Origin of the sequence: Pseudomonas sp. PDM09 (assembly GCF_014852305.1) — a bacterium.
Lineage (GTDB): Bacteria > Pseudomonadota > Gammaproteobacteria > Pseudomonadales > Pseudomonadaceae > Aquipseudomonas.
In genome coordinates this window covers 257,052-277,346 of record NZ_JACVBI010000009.1, presented here as the reverse complement: position 1 = coordinate 277,346, position 20,295 = coordinate 257,052, and the positions used below count along the sequence as shown (strand labels likewise).

At 58.6% G+C, this 20,295-nt stretch carries 12 protein-coding genes; 8 read left to right on the top strand and 4 right to left on the bottom strand.

Annotated features, from left to right (window positions below):
- The first annotated feature begins 16 nt into the window (after window positions 1–16).
- The 4 genes from IB250_RS22135 to IB250_RS22120 are packed head-to-tail and all read left to right on the top strand — an operon-like array spanning window position 17 to window position 4,526.
- Window positions 17–976 (top strand): cytochrome-c peroxidase, encoded by a 960-nt coding sequence (locus IB250_RS22135; RefSeq protein ID WP_192345583.1) that lies wholly within the window; start codon window positions 17–19, stop codon window positions 974–976.
- Window positions 973–2,784 (top strand): DAHL domain-containing protein, encoded by a 1,812-nt coding sequence (locus IB250_RS22130; protein ID WP_192345582.1) that lies wholly within the window; start codon window positions 973–975, stop codon window positions 2,782–2,784. The genes IB250_RS22135 and IB250_RS22130 overlap by 4 nt, the downstream gene beginning before the upstream one ends.
- Window positions 2,781–4,184, top strand: coding sequence for an ATP-binding protein (locus IB250_RS22125; protein WP_192345581.1), 1,404 nt, complete (start codon window positions 2,781–2,783; stop codon window positions 4,182–4,184). Before IB250_RS22130 ends, IB250_RS22125 begins: the two co-directional genes overlap by 4 nt.
- A 57-nt stretch (window positions 4,185–4,241) precedes the next feature.
- Complete coding sequence (locus tag IB250_RS22120) at window positions 4,242–4,526, top strand: putative quinol monooxygenase (protein ID WP_007905780.1); 285 nt, start codon at window positions 4,242–4,244, stop codon at window positions 4,524–4,526.
- Here the strand turns inward: IB250_RS22120 and IB250_RS22115 are convergent.
- Genes IB250_RS22115 through IB250_RS22105 form a run of 3 tightly spaced genes read right to left on the bottom strand, consistent with a single transcriptional unit; the run spans window position 4,474 to window position 8,544 of the window.
- Entirely contained in the window at window positions 4,474–6,087 is a 1,614-nt protein-coding gene (locus IB250_RS22115; protein WP_412548350.1) for a glycosyltransferase family 39 protein, read from the bottom strand. The two genes, IB250_RS22120 and IB250_RS22115, sit on opposite strands and share 53 nt — an antisense overlap.
- A 5-nt stretch (window positions 6,088–6,092) precedes the next feature.
- Complete coding sequence (locus IB250_RS22110; RefSeq protein ID WP_192345580.1) at window positions 6,093–7,601, bottom strand: glucosyltransferase domain-containing protein; 1,509 nt, start codon at window positions 7,599–7,601, stop codon at window positions 6,093–6,095.
- Window position 7,602: 1 nt separating this feature from the next.
- Complete coding sequence (locus tag IB250_RS22105; RefSeq protein ID WP_008072303.1) at window positions 7,603–8,544, bottom strand: glycosyltransferase family 2 protein; 942 nt, start codon at window positions 8,542–8,544, stop codon at window positions 7,603–7,605.
- A 221-nt stretch (window positions 8,545–8,765) separates the two neighbouring features.
- Between IB250_RS22105 and IB250_RS22100 the strand changes: the two genes are divergently transcribed.
- Entirely contained in the window at window positions 8,766–9,890 is a 1,125-nt protein-coding gene (locus IB250_RS22100) for an OpgC family protein (RefSeq protein WP_192345579.1), read from the top strand.
- A gap of 54 nt (window positions 9,891–9,944) precedes the next feature.
- Here IB250_RS22100 and IB250_RS22095 read toward each other — a convergent pair whose 3' ends face one another.
- Window positions 9,945–11,366 carry an amino acid permease gene (locus IB250_RS22095; protein ID WP_008072301.1) on the bottom strand — a complete coding sequence of 474 codons (1,422 nt, stop codon included), beginning with the start codon at window positions 11,364–11,366 and terminating at the stop codon, window positions 9,945–9,947.
- 558 nt (window positions 11,367–11,924) lie between these two features.
- On the opposite strand from IB250_RS22095, the gene IB250_RS22090 reads away from it, so the two are divergent.
- From IB250_RS22090 to IB250_RS28945, 3 genes are all read left to right on the top strand, one after another.
- Entirely contained in the window at window positions 11,925–15,074 is a 3,150-nt protein-coding gene (locus IB250_RS22090) for a transglycosylase domain-containing protein (protein WP_192345578.1), read from the top strand.
- Between the two features lie 146 nt (window positions 15,075–15,220).
- A complete protein-coding gene (locus IB250_RS28745) occupies window positions 15,221–17,059 on the top strand; it encodes a dermonecrotic toxin domain-containing protein (protein ID WP_225603697.1) in 1,839 nt (612 codons plus the stop codon).
- Window positions 17,025–20,264 carry an NEL-type E3 ubiquitin ligase domain-containing protein gene (locus IB250_RS28945; protein ID WP_412548349.1) on the top strand — a complete coding sequence of 1,080 codons (3,240 nt, stop codon included), beginning with the start codon at window positions 17,025–17,027 and terminating at the stop codon, window positions 20,262–20,264. The genes IB250_RS28745 and IB250_RS28945 overlap by 35 nt, the downstream gene beginning before the upstream one ends.
- Window positions 20,265–20,295: the final 31 nt, after the last annotated feature.

Here is a 20,295-nt window from a genome sequence, read left to right as displayed (position 1 = left end):
GCCAAGGAATAACAAGATGTCGCGCTCCTACTACTACCTGCTTCTTGTGCCTCTACTCGGATGTTGTCTGATAGCCAACGGCGCACCGCTGGACGAACCGCTCAAACCCTTGCCCGCGGTGCCCCAGCAGAATCCCTTGCAAGTCGAACTCGGTCGCCGGTTGTTCAACGAGCCACGCCTGTCGGTCAATAACACCCTGTCCTGCGCCAGTTGCCATCGTCTGGAAAGCGGAGGCGCCGACGCCCAGGCGTTTTCCATAGGCTTCAACGGCGCCCCCTTGACGATCAACACCCCCAGCGTGTTCAACGCAAGTCTGAATTTCCGGCAGTTCTGGAACGGCCGCGCCGACACCCTGGAAACGCAAGCCCACGAAGTGGTGCAGAGCCCCAGTGAAATGGGCAGTCATTGGGAGCATGTCGTTCAGACACTGACCGCCGACCCGACTTACAAAAGCGCTTTCGCCAAGGCCTACCCGGACGGCGTGACCATGAACAATGTGCAAAATGCCTTGGCCACCTATGAGCGCACGCTGATCAGCGCCAACTCACGTTTCGATCAATACCTGCTGGGCAATACCGAGATTCTGACGATCGAGGAGAAATACGGTTACCAACGCTTCAAGGACTACGGCTGCATCGCCTGCCATCAGGGGGTCAATATCGGCGGCAACATGTTCCAGAAATTCGGGGTCATGGGCGATTACTTCCAGATTCGGGGCAACCCCACCGAAGCCGATCTGGGCCGCTATCTGGTCACCAAAGATGAAGAAGACCGCAACGTGTTCAAGGTTCCGAGCCTGCGCAACGTCGCCGTGACCGCGCCGTACTTTCACGACGGTTCGGCCAAGACCCTGGAAGACGCGGTAGACGTGATGTTCAGATTCCAGCTCGGTCGCGTGCCCTCTGACCAGGACAAGACCTTGATCATCAAATTCCTCAAGACCCTGACCGGTGAGTGGGGAGGCAAATCCTTATGAAAACGTACCACCGTCGCAACCTTTTATTGCTCAGTGGCGTGGCCGTGTTACTGGCCTCGACACTGCTGTTTCTGTACCTCAAATCAAGCTCCGACCAGACCTCGACGTACGCCGAGTCCCGGGACCTGATTGGCCGGATCAAACAGTTCAATGCGCAGTGGGAAACCGAGATTCTCAAGGCCAGGATTGCCATCAGCCACAACTACGACCCGCTGGTTGCACCGCTGACCGAGATGACGCTCCTGTGGCAGCGCTTCGAGACCATGGAATCCAGTCATGGTCGCAATGACTCGCCGACCTGGCGTGCCAGCCATGATGCTTACCTCGCCGCCATTCAGGAAAAAACCCGGCTGGTGGAGCAGTTCAAATCGCACAACGCGGTGCTGCGTAACTCACTGGCGTTTTTGCCCACCGCCGAAGACGACATTCAGGAACCGCTGACCCAACTGCTCGACGAAGACAAACTGCAACTGCAGAACATCGCCACCGACACCTACGACTTGCTGCTCAGCAGCCTGGAGTTCGCCCAGGTCACCTCCGACGACAAAGCGGCCGATATCCTGGTCGGGCTGAACACACTGCGGGTGAACAAGGAACGATTACCGGAGCAGTTTCATAGCCCGATCGATGTCTTGAGCAATCACATCGCGCTGATCCTGCGGGAACAACCCGTGGTCAATCGGCTGCTGGAAAATATCGAAGCCGTTCCCGTGGCCGCCCGACTGGACGACATGACCGCGCTGCTGAACAAGGATCAGCAACAAACCGATGCAGCCAACCGGCGCTACCACCTCTACATGCTGGTATTTTCGACGCTGCTGGTGATGGTGCTGGTGTACCTGGCCATTCGCTTGATGCGCAGCTTCGGGGAGATCCATCGGGTCAACAAGCAATTGCAAACTGCCAACGACGTCCTCGAACAACGGGTCGAGGAGCGCACCCGCGAACTCAAGGATACCCAGAGCGAACTGCTCGACACCGCTCGCCAGGCCGGCATGGCTGAAATCGCCACTAACGTGCTCCATAACGTCGGCAACGTACTCAACAGCGTGAACATCTCGGCCGACCTGGTCACCCGCAAGCTGCGTAACAGCAAGACTCAGGGACTGGGCAAGGCGATGCAGCTGATCAACGCTCATCAAGACGACCTGGGCGCCTTCCTGACCCAGGACGAAAAAGGAAAACTGCTGCCCGGTTACCTGAACCAACTGGTGGATGCCATTGCCCTTGAACAACAAGGCATGGCCGACGAACTCGGGCAACTGAGCAAAAGCGTCGATCACATCAAGGACATCGTCGCCACCCAGCAATCCTACGCGGGCGCCAACAGCCTGGTGGAGCCGTTGCACATCAACGAACTGCTGGAGGATGCCCTGCGGATGAACGCCGGCGCCCTGACCCGGCATCACGTCACGGTGGTCAAGGAGTACGGCGCCGTACCGCAAGTGATGGGCGACAAACACCGGTTGTTGCTGATCCTGATCAACCTGATCAGCAACGCCAAATACGCCATGACTGACCTCAGCAATCGCCCGCGGCAAATGACCCTTGGGGTGAAAGTCGTCGAGGACACGATCCTGCAAATCAGCGTCAAGGATGACGGCGAAGGCATCGCGCCGGAGAACATGACGCGGATCTTTGCCCATGGCTTTACCACCCGCAAGGAAGGTCACGGCTTCGGCCTGCACAGCTGTGCCCTGGCCGCCATCGAGATGAACGGCCATCTCACCGCCCACAGCGACGGACCGGGCAAAGGTGCACTGTTCACTTTGCAGATCCCGTTGAAACCCGTCATGGAGGAAGCATGAGCGATCTTTCAAACCGACGCATTCTGCTGATCGACGACACCCCGTCCATCCATGATGACTTTCGCAAGATCCTCACCCCGACATCAGTGCAGCATGCAGAGCTGGACGAAATGGAAGCCGCGCTGTTCGGCAACGAAGTGAAATCCACCAACCTGCTGTTCGAGTTGGATTCGGCCTATGGCGGTCAGGAGGGGCTGGGTAAACTCATCCAGGCATTACAGGAAAACCGCCCCTATGCGCTGGCCTTCGTCGACATGCGCATGCCCGAGGGTTGGGACGGCGCGCAGACCATCGAACACCTGTGGCAGAAAGATCCGTTGCTGCAAGTGGTGGTGTGTACTGCCTATTCCGACTATTCCTGGGATGAACTGCTGGAACGCTTGCACGCCCATGACCGCCTGCTGATTCTGAAAAAACCGTTCGACAACATTGAAGTCCAGCAGATGGCCAATACCCTGCTCACCAAATGGGAGATGACCGAGCGGGCGTCTATTCAAATGAGCCATCTGGAGCATCTGGTGGATCAACGCACGGGCCAGTTCAAGCAGGCCAGCGAGGCGTTGCAGCGGGAAATCGACGAGCGCAAACAGCTTGAATCCCAATTGGTGCAGTCGGAAAAACTCGCCTCGCTGGGGCAACTGGCGGCGGGCGTCGCCCATGAAATCAATAACCCCATCGGCTTCATTTCCTCCAACCTCGGCGCCCTCGATGGCTACTTCAAACAACTGCAGGACATGCTCGATGCCTATCGGGAGGCGGAAAACGCCATTGGCTCAAGCGAGGTCATCGAGCAACTCGGCAAGTTGCGTGAACGGGTGGAACTGGACTTTCTGCGCGAAGACATTCCGCTGCTGATCAAGGAGTCCAAGGAAGGCATTGGCCGCGTCGGGCAGATCGTCAAAGACCTGAAGGACTTCTCCCGCGTGGACTCCAATCAGGAGTGGCAGTGGGCCAATCTGCAACAAGGCATCGAGTCGACCTTGAACATCGTTGCCAATGAACTCAAGTACAAGGCCGATGTGGTGAAGGAGTTTCAACAGCTGCCCGATATCGAATGCCTGCCGTCGCAAATCAATCAGGTGATCATGAACCTGATCGTCAACGCGTCCCAGGCAATGGGACCGGAACGGGGCACCATCACGCTACGCACGGGCCTTGAAGGTGAAACGGTGTCGATCGAGGTCGCGGACACGGGCATAGGTATCGAGCCGGACAACCTGCAGAAAATATTCGACCCGTTCTACACCACCAAACCGGTGGGCCAGGGGACAGGACTCGGGTTGTCCCTGTCCTATGGCATCGTGAAAAAACACCAGGGCGATATTTCGGTTCGTAGCGAAGTCGGGGTGGGCAGCACCTTTCGGGTCGAGTTGCCGGTGCGGCAATCCTGGCCAGCATAAACACGTCGGCAGCTCCTACCTGGCTGTTCCAATACCCATGCACCAAGAAAGAACCCCATGCTGAAAGTAATCGCTCAAGATTTCATCAAACCCGAATACATTGAAACCGTTCGCCCGTGGTACGCCGAACTGGTCGAGAAGACTCGACTGGAACCTGATTGCATTGCTTACGATCTGTTCATCGATCAAAAAGACCCGGGGCACTTTATCTTCGTCGAACAATGGCCGAATAAGGCGGCGCTGGATGCTCATTGCCAGTCTGAGCATTTTCGGCGCCTGGTGCCGCAGATCAATGGTTACCAGGCGAAGGATTGTATTGTTGTGCTGATGGATGCGTTCTGACATCAACCTCAAGGGGGGTTGCCGCTTCCCCCCGGATAAACAAACGGGCTTCGCTGTCCCCTTCCTTTAGCACCTGCACTTGCTTCCAGTGCCTGGGAAACAAGGCGTCGTGTTCAGGACGAGCGTAGCCCGTTACCCACCAGATCCGCTTGGCAGTCAGTTTCAAGGTTGAAAAATCGTCGAAGAGAATCGAACGCAAATGACGGGGAATGAGTGCCCAACCACCGTATTCGGCGGTTCCCCACAAGCGGCCTGCCGGTGATTTGAAGACGTATAACTTCGGCTGAATACCTGTCGGGTTGTAGTACGTGAATGGCAAGTACCAATAGAGGTTATCCACAACGATCTCGTCCCCCGGACGTACTTCGCGGCCAAGCCCTGCGACCACGGCGTCCAGTCTTGCGTCTTTGCGAATGCTCGTCCCGTTCATCTCATCGGTTTGCGCATAGACCGCCGAAAGCCCGTGTACTTCTGCCAATAAAACCAACGCCATGGCGACAGCGGCGAGAACGGCATGGCGTTGGCTGAAGGCGTCCAGCGCGAGCGCAACGATCAGGGGCAACGCGGCAGCCGCGAACACCAGGTACCTGGCGTTGAAGACCGGAACGATCAGCGACACCAGAAAAACGGTCAGCACCGGCACAAAGAAATAGCCCACCAGCAAGACGCTGAAAGGTCGCTCATGGCGTGACTTGAGCAGCACCGCAGCGGCGCAAACAACGATCAACACCGTGGGCATCACACGCCATAGGGATGAATAACTGGCCGAATCCCCCATCATCACCAATTGCCAAACGAAGGTCAGCGCTGTTTGCCAAGTGAGTGGCGGTATCCACTCGAGCCCATCCATTCGCAGCAATTGATCGATGAAATGAGGAATCCACGGCAGGTACAACACAACGATTGCGCTGTTGGCCACGACCCACGCACGAATCGGTATTGCCCTGGGCCGACCGCCCTCCCGCGCTCGCCACCAACAAAGCCAATGCACCAGAACGCACAGTGCGGCGAAGTAGTGCGTATAGAAAGCAGCCGACATCAGCAGCACGTAAAAAAACGGATAACGCTTTTGATCCGGTGCCTTGATCCAGTACACCAGCGCCACGGTCGCGCCCATCAGCCAAAAGCCGAGCAAGGTGTACATTCGCACTTCCTGGCTATAACGCACCGACATCGGCAGCAACGCCAACAACACGGCGGCTATCCAGGTTGCCTTTCGCGTCGTCACCTGACTCATCAATTTAATGCACAGCAACAGCGTGCCGACATCCGCCAGCGCACTCAGGGATCGCGCAGCCAACACGTCATTGCCGAACAGCAACATCCACAAATGCAGCAAGACATAGTAAAGCGGCGGATGAACATCCCGTGCCGTCGTAGCCCAGATATACGCAGGCGAGCCTTCGGCCAGCAAGATGCTGTAGGCCTCGTCGTACCAGATGACCGGCACGGTGATGGAGTGAAACCTTGCGAACAACGCGAGGACGATCACCGCCACCAGACCTGCCCTGTCGGCCATCCGGGATGGAAAGCTTTCGGGAGGGATCGAAGAGGTAATCATCAGGCTCACCACTGCAGCGTGATGATCGGGGTCGGCTCTTTCATGACGATGAAACCGTAATCGCCCAGCAGATAGATGCGATAGAACTTGCTCTCCACCAGTGGTGGGTAACCCTGGTAACCGGCCAGGGTCGCGTTGCGCCGCTCCCTCTCCGCGACCACATTGGTGATGCCCGCCTTCGGCAGGTTTTCAGCCAGCATGAAGAAGTTGATGTTCAGCAGATAATGCAAGACCGGCATCTGCTTGAACGACCCCGCGGCCCCCACCAGCCAGTGATCGGAATAACTCACCGCCAGATAAAGACGCTTGGCCTCGTGCAATTGCCGATGGGCCGCGATGTCATGCCCCAAGGAAAACAACGCGCTGGACGCAAAAGTGTTCTGCACTGTCAGTACGCGGCCATAGGCGTAAGACAACGAAAGCATGGCCAACAGAGGCACCGCCAATAGCAGCGGCAGCCGCTCATGGATGGGCGCCAGCGCCAGATGGCTCAAATAGAACAACAGCACCAGCAACACCGCAAAGCCCATCAGGGTTCTGGCACCTTCATTGAAGTCGCGAAAAAACAGCGCAGCCCCCGACACCAGTAAAGTCACAACCGGCACCGTCAGCACGCACGCCAGGCCCATCACGATTTTTCTCAGCCCCGAGTCTTGGCGTTCCATCACGTTGCGGGCCAACCGTGCGCTGCCCACCAGGGCACACAACAGCAGCACGGCGAACACCCAGGTGAATCCACCGTGAAACAGCAGCGCGACTTTTTCCAGTACCCGGCCGATGTTGATTTCAACTTGCAGCAAAGGCTCTGCTGCCCAGTTCAGCAGCAAGGCGCGATTCTGGTTCATGTACGGATAAGCCGTGACGCTATAGATCAACCCGCCGAGCCCTGCCTGGGCGATTTTCCAGCCGATCAATTCGTACCACTGCCGCCAGGCCCACTTGTCATTCGCGCCCCTGAGCAGCTCCAGGCAACACAGGCCCAGAAACACATTCAGGCTCACCTGATAGAACCCCAGCGCCAGCGCAATCAGGAAGGCCGGCACCAGCCATTGCAGAATGCGCGAGGGATGACGAAAAGTGATCGCATAAATCACCGCCACCAGGCTCATGGTGATGGCGGGCCCGTCGTATTGATACGACAGGCTCTGCAAAAAAAACGGGTTGTACCAGAGCGGCAACAACACCAGGCAGCAGGAAAGTGTCGGCCGTGGGTAGTAATGGAATGTCAGGCTGGTCAACGCAAAAGCCATGGCCAGCGTGGCGATCAACAGCGGCAATGGAAAGATGTTCGGTGCGCCATCGCTGAACGTCAGCAGGTTGTAGAACAGCTCGGTGAACAATCGCCCCTGCCCCGCCCAGGCCGTACCGGCCGACAGCGAGCGCCAGTTGTCATCGATGTAGGGATAGTCCGCCAGGATCAGCGGAATGACATACACCAGCGTCGCGATCAAAAAAAACAGCCAGACCCGACGACGCCCGAGCTCTTTGCTGAAAAAGTCGCTCAGCCTGCCCATGCTAAAGCCCGGTCCGGTCTTTGCCGCCAATGACGTCTTTGACCACATAACGCGGCCGGTGCTTGGCTTCGATATAGATGCGGCCGACATACTCGCCGAGGATGCCGATACCGATCAATTGGACGCCGCCGAGAAACAGAATGGCCGTCATCAGCGAGGGGTAACCGGGGACATTGTTGCCGAAGAAAATCTTGTCCAGCACCATGTACACCGCGTACAGCACCGCGAAGATCGAAATGCCGCCACCGATGTAAGTCCACAATCGCAACGGCACCGTACTGAACGAGGTAATGCCTTCCAGCGCCAGGTTCCACAGTTTCCAGCCATTGAACTTGCTGCGTCCTGCCACTCGCCGGGCCCGCTCGTACTCCACCACCGCGGTGGTGAATCCGGCCCAGGACAGAACGCCCTTCATGAACAACTGATGCTCGGGAAGCGCGCGAATCACATTGACCACCTTGCGGTCCATGAGCCGGAAATCCCCGACGTTTTCTTCGATCCGGGTATAGGAAATCCTATTCAACAAATGATAGAAGAGCGATGCGCTGTGGCGTTTCAAATAACTGTCACTGTCACGATTGCGGCGTTTGGCGAGCACCACATCGGCCCCCTTCTGCCACTCGGTAATCAACTGCGGGATGACGCTGATCGGATCCTGCAGGTCCACGTCCATGGGGATCACTGCATCGCCGGTGGCGTATTCCAGACCGGCAAACAACGCCGGTTCCTTGCCGAAGTTGCGCGAGAAGTTGATCAGCAATACCTGTTCATCGACCTGTGCCAGCGCCTTGGCCTGCTCAGCCGTCCGGTCGGTACTGCCGTCGTTGATGAACACGATCTCGACCTCACACGGGTCAAGTTTCAATTCGCGACGCACCGCCTGATGGAACAGACTGATCGCCTGCTCTTCATTGAATACCGGAACAATCAGCGAAACTTTCACGTTTCACACTCCTGAAAATCGAAGTGTAGATGTTCGGCAGACCGCCATCAGGGGGCGTTCTGGTGCGCGAACTGCCCGGCAGACCGACGGACACGCCATCCCGATCGTTCGCTATAGCCCCCTGAGACATTCGGTAATATCCAGCCTTTTGCAATTGGCGGCGAATCACGCCACCCTGCGCGCCGCTCGCTCCTACTCAACCCGTTCAAGAGCCCGCCATCATGACGTTTGAACGCGATCACCGAATCGACTTTTTTCGCGGCCTGGCCTTGATCTTCATCTTCTGGGATCACGTGCCACAGAACCCGCTCGCGCAGTTCACGGTGCGTAATTTCGGGTTCAGCGATGCGGCAGAGATTTTCGTGTTCCTGGCCGGGTACGCGGCCGTGCTGGCCTACGGCAAAATCGCCCGGCGCGACGGTTTCATGGTCGCCACGGTAAAAATCCTGCGACGCGCCTGGGTGCTGTATGTGGTGCATATCTTTTTGCTGGCGCTGCTGATGGGTATCGTGTTTTTCGCCAACAGCCACGTGGAAACCCGTGACCTGGTGCAGGAGATGGGCTTGCAGTACTTCCTCAGCAATCCGCAGCAGGCGTTGATGGATGAGCTGTTGCTGCGCTTCAAGCCGAACCTGATGGACCCGCTGCCGCTGTATATTTTGTTGCTGCTCGGCCTGCCGTTGGTGCTGCCGATGCTGCTGCGCAAGCCTGAATACGTGGTGGGGTTGTCGGTGCTGGTGTATCTGCTGGCGCCATGGCTTCAATGGAACCTGGCGGGCACCGACGGTGGCGTGTGGTTTTTCAATCCGATGGCCTGGCAACTGTTGTTTATTCTCGGTGGCGCGACGGCGATTCACGGGCAAAGGCCTCGGGCGCCGCAACCTCGACCGCTGATTCGGCAGCCGGTTTTTATCGCAGCGCTGACCTATTTGCTGCTGACCGGGCTGATCGCGGTGTCGTGGAAGTGGCCGACCGTGCATGAGGTCTTCATGCCCCAGACACTCGGCGAATGGCTCTATCCGATCAGCAAGACCAACCTCTCGCCGGCACGCCTGCTGCATTTCCTCGCCCTCGCCTACGTCACCGCCAGGTTGTTGCCCGACAACGGCTGGACGCAACATTGGCTGGCGCAACAAAGCTGCCGCATGGGTCGTTATTCGTTGGAAGTGTTTTGTTTTGGCGTGTTGCTGGCGCCATTGGCGGACATGCTCAACGCCTTGGGCGCGAATGCACTGGCGATGCAGGTATTCAGCGCAATGTTGGGGGTCGGGCTGATGGTGCTGCTGGGGGCCTGGCTGGATTTCAACAAGCGGTTGAATCGGTCTATGGTGGTGTCGGTAGCTTAAGATCAAAAGCCCCGATCATTCAGACCGGGGCTTTTGCATTTCTGGCGTTACAACTTACGAAGCCGAACGCACCGCACCTTGCGACACATTGGTCGGTTGCAGCTTGAACACGTAGAACAACACCGTCAGCAGCACCAGGAAAGCAGGCCCGACATACAGCGCCACGCGAGTGTCCGGGAAGTACGCCATCAGGCCGACCACCAGCACCAGAAATGCCAGCGCCAGGTAAGAACTGACCGGGTACAGCCACATGCGGTATTTGAGGCCGGCACGTTCGCTGGCGCTCAGGCCTTGGCGGAACTTGAGCTGGGCCAGCAGGATCATCACCCAGGTCCAGATCGCACCGAATGTGGCAATCGCGGTGACCCAGACGAAGACTTTCTCTGGCACCAGATAGTTAAGCAACACGCCCAGCAGCAAGGCACCGATCGACAGCAGCAGCGCGCGACGCGGCACGCCGTTGTTCGAGGTCTTGGCGAAACCGGCCGGAGCCTGGCCGTTCTGCGCCAGGCTGTAGAGCATGCGCCCGGTGCTGAAGATGCCGCCGTTGCAGGACGACAGCGCCGCGGTGATCACCACGAAGTTGATGATGCCGGCGGCGGTCTTGATGCCCAGACGCTCGAAGGTCATCACAAACGGGCTGCCCTGGGTGCCGATTTCGTTCCACGGGTAGATCGACAGGATCACGAACAAGGCGCCGACGTAGAACAGCAGAATCCGCCAGAACACCGAGCCGATCGCATTGGGAATGGTCTTCTGCGGGTTCTTGGCTTCACCGGCGGTCAGGCCGATCATTTCGACGCCGAGGTAGGCGAACATCACCATTTGCAGGGACATCAACACGCCTTGCACGCCGTTGGGCATGAAGCCGCCGTGGGCCCAGAGATTGGAAATCCCTAGCGCCACACCGTCGTTGCCGAAACCGAATGCGATCACGCCGATGCCGCCGACCACCATCGCAATGATGGTGACGATCTTGATCAGGGCGAACCAGAACTCGAACTCACCGAAGGCTTTCACCGCGATCAGGTTGATCGAGCCCATGCTGATCAACGCCGCCAGTGCCCAGATCCAGCGCGGTACGTCGGGAAACCAGACGCCCATGTACACCGCGACCGCAGTGATTTCCGCGACGCAGGTTACCAGCCACAGGAACCAGTAGTTCCAGCCGGTCAGAAAACCTGCCAACGGGCCGAGATAGTCTTGAGCGTAACGGCTGAACGAGCCGGCGACCGGGTTGTGCACCGCCATCTCGCCGAGGGCACGCATGATGACCAGGATAGCCAGACCGCCGATGATGTAAGAGAGCATGATGGCCGGGCCGGCCATTTCGATGGCCTTGGCCGAACCCAGGAACAGGCCGACGCCGATACAGGCACCGAGCGCCATCAAGCGAATATGCCGTTCGCCGAGTTCGCGTTTAAGCGGGCCGCCCTGAGCGGTCTCGCCGTGAGGCAGGTGATTGCCGACTGGCATAGGTACAACCTCGTCTTGTTATTGGATGTGACCACCGAGTGTCGAAGCACCGACCGATAAACCAGTGCCTGTTGAAACCGGGCCTGCTTCATGGGCAGACACGTCTTGCAGGACCAAAACCTGCAAGATCAGCGGGCATGCAGTATAAAAAGCTTCCAGCAGGGTTTTTCACTCTATAAACCACAACATTCAGCCATAACTCTCGGCAAAAGCGCGGTTTTCGGAGGGGCATTACCTGCCTTATGCAGGATTATTCGCCACTGAAACGGCGCCGAGTATTGCACAGCAATGGTGCATCGTCATGCCCCTACTTCGGCAGCATTTACCGCTTTGATGCGTCTAGCGCAGCTATTTCAGACGACATCCATCCCCCTGTGGCGAGCCCCTCGCCACAGCAAGCCCCCTAACCATCACAAGCTCCCTTTCTAAAGCAAACTCCCTCGCCACAAGGAATAGCGGGAACTCGATATCTGGTTGTTCACAATTTCCTCACCAACGCCAACCACCGTCTAAGCTTCAAGCAAGTCCGATCAATCTGCGTGAATGGATCAGTCGACTATGGGCGCTTTGTGGCAAACCGATTCGAGTAAAACCGTGGTTCCGACTGAACGAGTGGATGAAGCGCCTTTACCTGAGAAACCCCGTCGCTCCCGGCACGGCTGGGGGGCTTTCTGGTTGCTGTTGCTGATTATCCTGATTGTCCTGGGCCTCGCCGCGGCCAAGGAAATGCGCACCTCCAAGTTTCAGGCCCGGGAAATCAGCAAATACGCAGCCTCGCTGAAGTACGAGCTGCAACCCGGACCCAGCGATGCGATTCGCTACCCTGGCGCAGGCCCGTTCGATCAGCGTTTGGGTTACAGCACCATGGATGAGTTTCTACCGCGATTGCTCAAACGCGATTACGTAATAGCGGCACAAACCCGCTTCTCCCCAGCACTGATGAATTACACCGACAAGGGTTTTTTTGTGCCCTATGCCGAAAAAATCCAGGCTGGGCTGTCGATCACCGATTGCCGCACGGCCCCGCTGTACCAGTTCAAGTACCCCCAGCAACTCTATTCAAGCTTTGCCGCGATCCCGCCGGTCGTGGTCAGCAGCTTGCTGTTTATTGAAAACCGTTTTTTGCTCGATCCCCGTCAGCCTCTGGCCAACCCCGCCGTGGACTGGCCGCGGTTCGGCAAGGCGGCGTGGTCCCAGGTAGCCAAGCTGTTGAGCCTGCCCGGTCAGTCGGCGGGCGGCAGTACGCTGGCCACGCAACTTGAGAAATATCGCCATTCGCCCGATGGCTTGACGGTGTCGGGCGCGGAAAAAATCCGCCAGATGATTTCCGCCAGCGTGCGCGCCTATCAGGCGGGGCCGGAAACCCTCCAGGCGCGACAAAACGTGATTCGCGACTACCTCAACAGTGTTCCGCTGTCGGCGGTACCGGGCCACGGTGAAGTGCATGGCATGGCCGAAGGCCTGCGCGTCTGGTACGGCGCCGACTTCAACAAGGCCAATGAACAGCTGGCCAGCACCGACACCGACCCGAAAAGTCTGTCGGAAAAAGGCCTGGCCCTGCGCGAAATGCTGTCACTGATGATTGCTCAGCGCCGCCCTTCCCATTACTTGACCAAGGGTCGTGATGAATTGGCCAGCCTCACCGACAGCCATATTCGCCTGCTGTCTCAAAACGGCGTGATCGATGCGCCACTCGCCACGGCGGCATTGGCCAGTAAAGTGACTTACCGCGACTGGGCCACCCAGCCCACCATTCAGCCCATCGAAACCAATAAAGGCATCAGTGTGGCGCGCAGCCGCCTGGCCGGTTTACTCAATCGTCCGCTGTATGATCTCGACCGCCTCGACCTGTCCGCCACCAGCACCTTGCAAGGCGAGCTGCAAACCCAGGCCACCGCCTACCTCAAGCATCTGGCCGATCCAACTTATGCAGCGGAAATCGGCCTGATCGGCGAACGCCTGCTCACCCCCACCAACACCGCGCAGGTGCGCTATAGCTTCACCCTGTTCGAATTGACCCCGGACGGTTCGCGCGTGCGGGTGCAAACCGACAGCACCGACCAGCCATTCGACATCAATGAAGGCAGCAAGCTGGAATTGGGCTCCACCGCAAAAATGCGTGTGCTCACCACCTACCTGCAGATCATGGCCGAACTGCACGATCGCTACGCCAGCATGAGCGTCGCCGAACTGAAGAAAACCGAAGTCGCCGACCCGGATCGCCTGACCCGCTGGGCCGTCGATTACATGATTCAGAACACCGACCGCAGCCTGCCGAAAATGCTCGGCGCCGCGCTGGATCGCAAATATTCCGCCAGCCCTGGCGAGGCCTTTTTCACCGGCGGCGGACTGCACACATTCGTCAACTTCCGCAAGGAAGACAACGGCCGCCTGCCGACCCTGCGCGATGCTCTGCGCGAATCGATCAACCTGCCGTTCATTCGGCTGATGCGTGACCTGGTGCGCTACAGCACTTACTCGGGGCCCAACAGCAGCGCAGAATTGCTCAAGGACGATCGCGACCCGCGGCGTCAGGAATACCTGGCCTCATTCGCCGACAGAGAAGGCACCTCATTCCTGCTGAAGTTCTGGAAGAAATACCGCAACAAGGACACCCAGGCGCGGCTCGAAACCTTTCTCGACGGCATGCGCCCAACGCCGATTCGCATGGCCGCCGTGCATCGTTATCTATTCCCCCAGGCTGATCAGGAAAGCTTCAACACCTTCGTACGCTCGCACCTCAAAGGCGCCAAGCTTCAAGAAAAACTGACCGATGAACGCCTCGAACGCCTCTACCTGAGTTACGGCCCTGGCAGCTACGACCTGCCGGATCAAGGCTTCATCGCCAAGGTCCACCCGCTGGATCTGTGGCTGATCGGCTACTTGCTGAATAACCCCGACGCCAAGTTCAGCCAGATCGTCAAAGCCAGTCAGTTCGAACGCCAGGAAGTCTACAGCTGGCTGTTCAAAAGCCGTCACAAGGGCGCCCGTGACAGCCGCATCCGCACCATGCTGGAGATCGAAGCGTTCCTCGACATTCACCAGCGCTGGCAGAAAGTCGGCTATCCGTTCGATCACCTGGTGCCATCGCTGGCCACCGCTATCGGCAGCTCGGGCGATCGCCCCGCTGCGTTGGCCGAGTTGATTGGCACCATTCTCAACGATGGTGTGCGGATGCCGACATTGCGGATCGACAGCCTGCACTTCGCGGCAGATACGCCCTATGAAACCCGCCTGGTCAACAATCCGGTGGTCGGCAAACGAGTGATGCCTTCGGAAGTGGCCGCCGCGATGCGCGAAGCCCTCTCACAAGTGGTGGACGCCGGCACCGCCAAACGCCTGGCCGGCAGCTTTAAACTGGCCGATGGCAGCCCGTTGGCCATGGGCGGCAAGACCGGTACCGGCGACAACCGCATTGAAGCCATCGGTTCCGGCGGGCGGATTCTCAGCTCCAAATCGATCAACCGCACGGCAACTTTCGTGTTCTTTATCGGCGACAAGCATTTCGGCACGCTCACCGCCTATGTTCCCGGTCGCACGGCGGAGAATTTCAAATTCACCTCGGCGTTGCCCGCTCAGGTGCTCAAGGGCATGGCGCCGATCCTGTCGCCTTATCTGCAACCGGGCACCCACACGTTGTGCTATGCCGGGACTGGATCGCCAGTCGTCACTCAAGCTACGGCCGCACTGGGCACATCCGCACATTAAAGGGTGGTATTCCTGTATTTTTCGCTCTTTGTTTATCGTTGGATTGAGGCGTCTTTCGGGGCAATCCAACCCTGTATTTGAGCTTTTTTCGACCGCAGCACCTGCCTAACCTGAAGAGCCTGATTACAGCTTTAGACGGTTAGCACATGACGAATTTATCAAGGATTGATCAAAGACGCCGCAACACCAAAAACCAGGACGGCATTAATGACACCTGGATCGCGCAGGCGCTGCCCGCCTGGATCACCGACATTTCCCCTGTCAACGCTCGCGCATTAAAGGCTGCCCAGCGCGACTTCGCGCCGTTCAAAACCCATGCCCGCTCAGCTCACCATCAGCTCAAAGAGGCGATATCCGAGCACTGGTCTACCCAGAACGCCGTGGACGCCCTGTTTGATAACCTGACCGATGTCTATGCGTTTGCCGAACCCCTGTTGAAAAATGCGCTCAGTGAGCACTACGGCGACATTGATGTCAGGAACACCTGCCTGCGGCTTTATGCCGCCGTCGGCCGCCCATGGTGGGTGCACGATTTCAAGGGTGGCACGAAAGTTCGGACGGTCTCGTTGCTGAACGCGGCCCTGCACAATTTCTCGGATGACGAAACATTTTCGGACTTTGCTTTTCTTGACGCGCCGGACCCGCGCGGACAGATGAAAACGCTGCACATCAACCACAGGATCACGGGAGCTCCGCTTACCGCCCAGGCGTTCAAGGCCATCTGCCGTGATCTGGACATCGGCGCCCGCTACCAGCAGGCACTGCGTCAGGCCCTCGGATTCGGCAGCCCCCGAGTCGCCAACAACGTACGCACGGCGGTCATTGCCAGCCAAAAAGCCGCGTTGAAAGCAGCGGCACATATGGCACTGCTGAACAAACATATTGATGCACACGCCCATCGACTCATCCTCGATCTGGTCCATGGCCAAAAGAATTTGAGGCTGGACGGCAAGCCCGTGAGCTACTACAACCTGGCCATGATGGAAACGGTGCTGGCGGGCATTCTGTTGATCACAACCGACCCGGGACCGGGTGGCTCTCCCGGTCGCCTGATCGCCTATGTGCCACACGACAACCAACACCCACTCAAGGAATACCCCTCGCCCGCCGAGTTCATGGCCGAACTGACTCGCCAGTTGCAGGAAGAAAAACCCGCCGATGGACAGTCATCGGGTGGGTTCGGTTATCAACAGTTCTTCAGCCAGTTCGTGCCCCATAAGGAGCGAGGGCATTTCTTCGCCAGTCTCAATCAACGCCTGAGCACGGTGAAATGGCATCAACGAGATCGGCAGTCCGGCGGCCCCGTCTGGAGGGATACGCCGGTGGACAATCCCAACCTGAGTTTCAGCGTCCAGGCGATCACCGATGACTATCAAAACCGCTCGCCCGACCCGGCCCACGACGACCTTTGGCAATACCTGTTCCGGATCAGGCTCAACAAGATCGTCAACGATGCCCGCGACCTCGCGATCTCCACCCAGGATGCCGACCGCATGGCGCGTTGGGCCTGGTGGGATAACCTGGAGAAGATGCTCTCGGACATTTTCAATGTGGCCCTGTTCGTGGTCACGCCGTTCGTGCCCGTGCTCGGCGAACTGATGCTGGCGTACACCGCTTACCAACTGACGGACGAGGTGTTCGAAGGCGTTGTGGACTGGGCTGAAGGACAGACCACCGAAGCAGCCGGGCATGTATTGGGCATTGTCGAAAACCTGGTTCAGTTCGGTATCTTCGCCGGCGCCGCCGAGCTGGGCAAATCCCTCTCCTCACCGTTCATCAACGCGATGAAACCGGTGCAATTGCCTGATGGCAGCCAACGCCTATGGCATCCCGATCTCACGCCCTATCAACAGCACGACCTGTCATTGCCCGCCGATTCGACGCCGGATGCCTGGGGGCTGCACCGGCATCAAGGCAAAGCCATTCTGCCCCACGAGGGCAAGGCCGCAGGTGACACACAATGGCCTGGGTGCCTTCGTACATGAAGGCGAACAGCCCAGAGCCTGGAGTGAACGCCAACTGATGCGCCGGCTCGGGCATTCGGTCGAGCGCTTTAGCGACGGCGAACTGGAGCAGATCCGCACCATCAGCGGCACCGACCACGATGCCTTGCGGCGGATGTACGTCGAATCTGAAGCGCCACCGCCGCTGCTGGCCGATGCGCTGAAACGCTTCGAGGCGTATGAAGATGTCGCCCGGCTGGAAGAACAGATTCGCAGTGGTCTGCCGCTGACGCCTGATCCGGCTTCGGCCTGGTTCGAGCAAACCGTGACTGAGCTGCCCGGCTGGCCTGAAGACAAGGCCCTGCGCGTGCTTCATCAAACCAGTGCTTCGGCGCAAGACCGCCTCTATGGCAATCCCGAGGCCTTGCCATCGGACATCCTCAGCATCAGCCTGGCGGACGTCATGGCCGGGCAGTTGCCCGAACGCGTGGTGGCGTTTCTGGAGGAGCCCGAACTTGCCGTCATGCTCGGCCCCGACGTGCCACCGGCGCATCGGGCACAAGCCTTGCGCAATCAACTGGCCGACTTTGTCGAAGGCGACATGAACAGGTTGGCCAAACGGACGTATCGCGCCCGGGAAAAAAACCGCGATCCGCAAGTGAGGCTGCTCAGAGATGCGTTCCCCGAGCTGCCCTCAAGCATCAGCGAAACGCTGCTGGCCAACGCCACGGGTGCGGAACGCCTCGCGATGCTCAGCGAAAAACGCCTTCCGTTGCGTATAAAAAATCAGGCCCGCGAACTGAATTTCGAAGTGCGCGCGGTCCGGGCAACCGAGAGCCTTTATGGGCATTCGGGATTAACAGCGGACACCGAGCGTCTGCTCCTGAATACGCTGAGACTGCACAGCGACGTATTCACCGACCTGCGTGTCGACATCCGCGACGGCTCCCCGCACGGTAGATTGCGCTGCAGCGTTGGCGCGCAATCTGCCACCCGGGTCAGGACGCTCGTCAGCAGCGGCGGACGCAACAAATACGAAGTGTTCGACGAGGACAATCGCCTTTACGGAGCCAGCAGCCTCTATGAGTCGTTGCTGCGTGCAATGCCGCAGGATCAGCGCAACGCCTTGGGTTTCCAGCTCGGCCAGGGCAAGGCGCTCAAACACTGGTTCAAGCAAATCCTCGTCTCCCCTGAAGTCCGCAGAACCGCGCTCGCCGAACTACCGATTCGCTCGCAGCGTGACCGGATCACCACCCTGCTGTTACAGGGAGGGGGCCTGAGCAAGGACGGTTCCGCCTCGCTGGACCGGCGGGTTCGCGACCTTTACCCGACCTTCAGCGCTGAGGAGGCCACGCGTTTTATCGAAGTCTTGACCGCGCAAGGTGACCCCCTGACCGCCCTTTCGGCGCTTGAGGATGAACTCGACGATTTGCGCGTCACCCTCAATCAGTGGCGCTATCAGCAATCCGACGTCTGGGGGCCTGACCCCCAGGGTTTTCGCGACGGCGGCGGGCGCCACATCACCGAACGGCTGATCGAGTGTTTCGAACGTCGAAGCCTGGTGTTCGATGAACGCAGCCTGCATCCCCACAGCGGTTATCGTCTCGATTTATCGGTGGAACTGAGCAGTGTCGATCTTGAGACCTGGTGGAAACACAAGCCCGATCTCAAGCGGTTTCTCGACAAGGTCTCGGTATTGAATCTGGACAACACGCGTTTCTCCAGCGAACCGGGCGGTCTGTTGAAGGATTTTGCGCACCTGGACGAATTAAGCGCCAGAGGCTGTCAACTGACTGAAATACCCCAGGGCATCACCGCGATGCACGTTTTGTCGACCCTGCGCCTGAACGGCAACCACATCCGCCTGACACCGCAAAGCGTCGAACAACTCAGCCGCCTGACCTACCTGAAAACCCTCAGGCTGGATCACAACCCCTTGGGCGCCCTCCCGGACATCGGACGCATGCCCGGCCTGATGATCGTCAGCCTGCGTGGCACCGGCATCGACACCTGGCCCCGAGGCACCTTCGCCAAACCCCGGCCTCACGGTTTTTTCCTCGACCTGCAAGACAACCCGCTGGCGCGTATTCCCGATGTGGTCCCGGGCTCGACCGATGCCTTTGTGGTCGCGCGCACCCGGCTCAACGCTCAAGCGCTCAGCGACGTGAACCGCTTGGCCTACGAAAACTTCAGGAGGTCCGTGGGGCTCAGCCCTCGACATACCTATCCACCTGCCACCGACAACGATCTGGCCTTCTGGCCTGTACCTGACGACAGCGAATGGTGGGCGCCCTCCCCCGGGCTTGGCCGATACCGCGGCGAGGCCTGGGGTGATCTGGCCGATGAACCGGACTCGGCGGGATTCTTCACGGTGATTCGCGGCCTTACCCTGTCTGCTGATTATCGAGCTGGAGGCGAGTTTCGAACCGATCTGGCCAAGCGTGTATGGCGGATGATCGATGCCGCCGACATGGATAGTGCGCTGCGCGAAAAACTCTTCACCATGGCCACTTCGCCAGACAATTGCGCCGACGCCGGGGCTCAAGTGTTTAACAACATGGGGCTGGAAGTCCTGGCCTCGGAGGCCAGGTCGTTCAGCACCTCGCCACAGATGCTCGAACGTGAACTGGTGACCCTGGCCAGGAGCGCAGCGCGCCTGGACTTCGTGAACAAGATTGCCGAGGCAGACATGACGGAACGGATGGGCAGAGGCCTCACGCCGGATGAAGTCGAGGTCTACCTTGCCTACCAGACCGATTTGGCCCGACGCCTGGACCTGCCCTGGCAATCGCGAAGCATGCTTCACCGGCCGGTTGCCGGCGTGAGTGAGAGCATGATCGATCAAGCCTACGACGCGGTGCTGTCACTGGAGTACGGTGACGGGCTGGTGAACCAGATGCTGGAGCAACCCTTCTGGATTGAATACCTGTGCGAGACGCACCCGCGAGCATTTGAGGAAAACACCGAGCTGTACACGGTGGTCAAGGCCGGGTTACTGGCGGATTTGCGGCAGACGCAAAACGAACGGGCTCATACCCGGCACCGCACGGATGAATACAAAAACCAGCTCGAGGAAAAACTCAAAGAACTGGCCCGGCAGCTTCCTGTCCCCGAATCGGTTGTGCTCACTGGCAAGGAAATGACCGATGAGGTGTACAACCGATTGATCAACGACCTTTTCGAAGACGAAAAGGAGCTGGCGCGACGCCTGACCCGAATGGCATTGAGAGAGGCGGGGCATTCATAACCCCAGACACGGCCATACGCTGCGCCTGAAG

Bases quoted from the DNA above. Each gene is read 5' to 3' on its own strand.
- IB250_RS22135 (WP_192345583.1), top strand. From the start codon at position 17: ATGTCGCGCTCCTACTACTACCTGCTTCTTGTGCCTCTACTCGGATGT.
- IB250_RS22130 (WP_192345582.1), top strand. From the start codon at position 973: ATGAAAACGTACCACCGTCGCAACCTTTTATTGCTCAGTGGCGTGGCC.
- IB250_RS22125 (WP_192345581.1), top strand. From the start codon at position 2,781: ATGAGCGATCTTTCAAACCGACGCATTCTGCTGATCGACGACACCCCG.
- IB250_RS22120 (WP_007905780.1), top strand. From the start codon at position 4,242: ATGCTGAAAGTAATCGCTCAAGATTTCATCAAACCCGAATACATTGAA.
- IB250_RS22115 (WP_412548350.1), bottom strand. From the start codon at position 6,087: ATGATTACCTCTTCGATCCCTCCCGAAAGCTTTCCATCCCGGATGGCC.
- IB250_RS22110 (WP_192345580.1), bottom strand. From the start codon at position 7,601: ATGGGCAGGCTGAGCGACTTTTTCAGCAAAGAGCTCGGGCGTCGTCGG.
- IB250_RS22100 (WP_192345579.1), top strand. From the start codon at position 8,766: ATGACGTTTGAACGCGATCACCGAATCGACTTTTTTCGCGGCCTGGCC.
- IB250_RS22095 (WP_008072301.1), bottom strand. From the start codon at position 11,366: ATGCCAGTCGGCAATCACCTGCCTCACGGCGAGACCGCTCAGGGCGGC.
- IB250_RS22090 (WP_192345578.1), top strand. From the start codon at position 11,925: ATGGGCGCTTTGTGGCAAACCGATTCGAGTAAAACCGTGGTTCCGACT.
- IB250_RS28745 (WP_225603697.1), top strand. From the start codon at position 15,221: ATGACGAATTTATCAAGGATTGATCAAAGACGCCGCAACACCAAAAAC.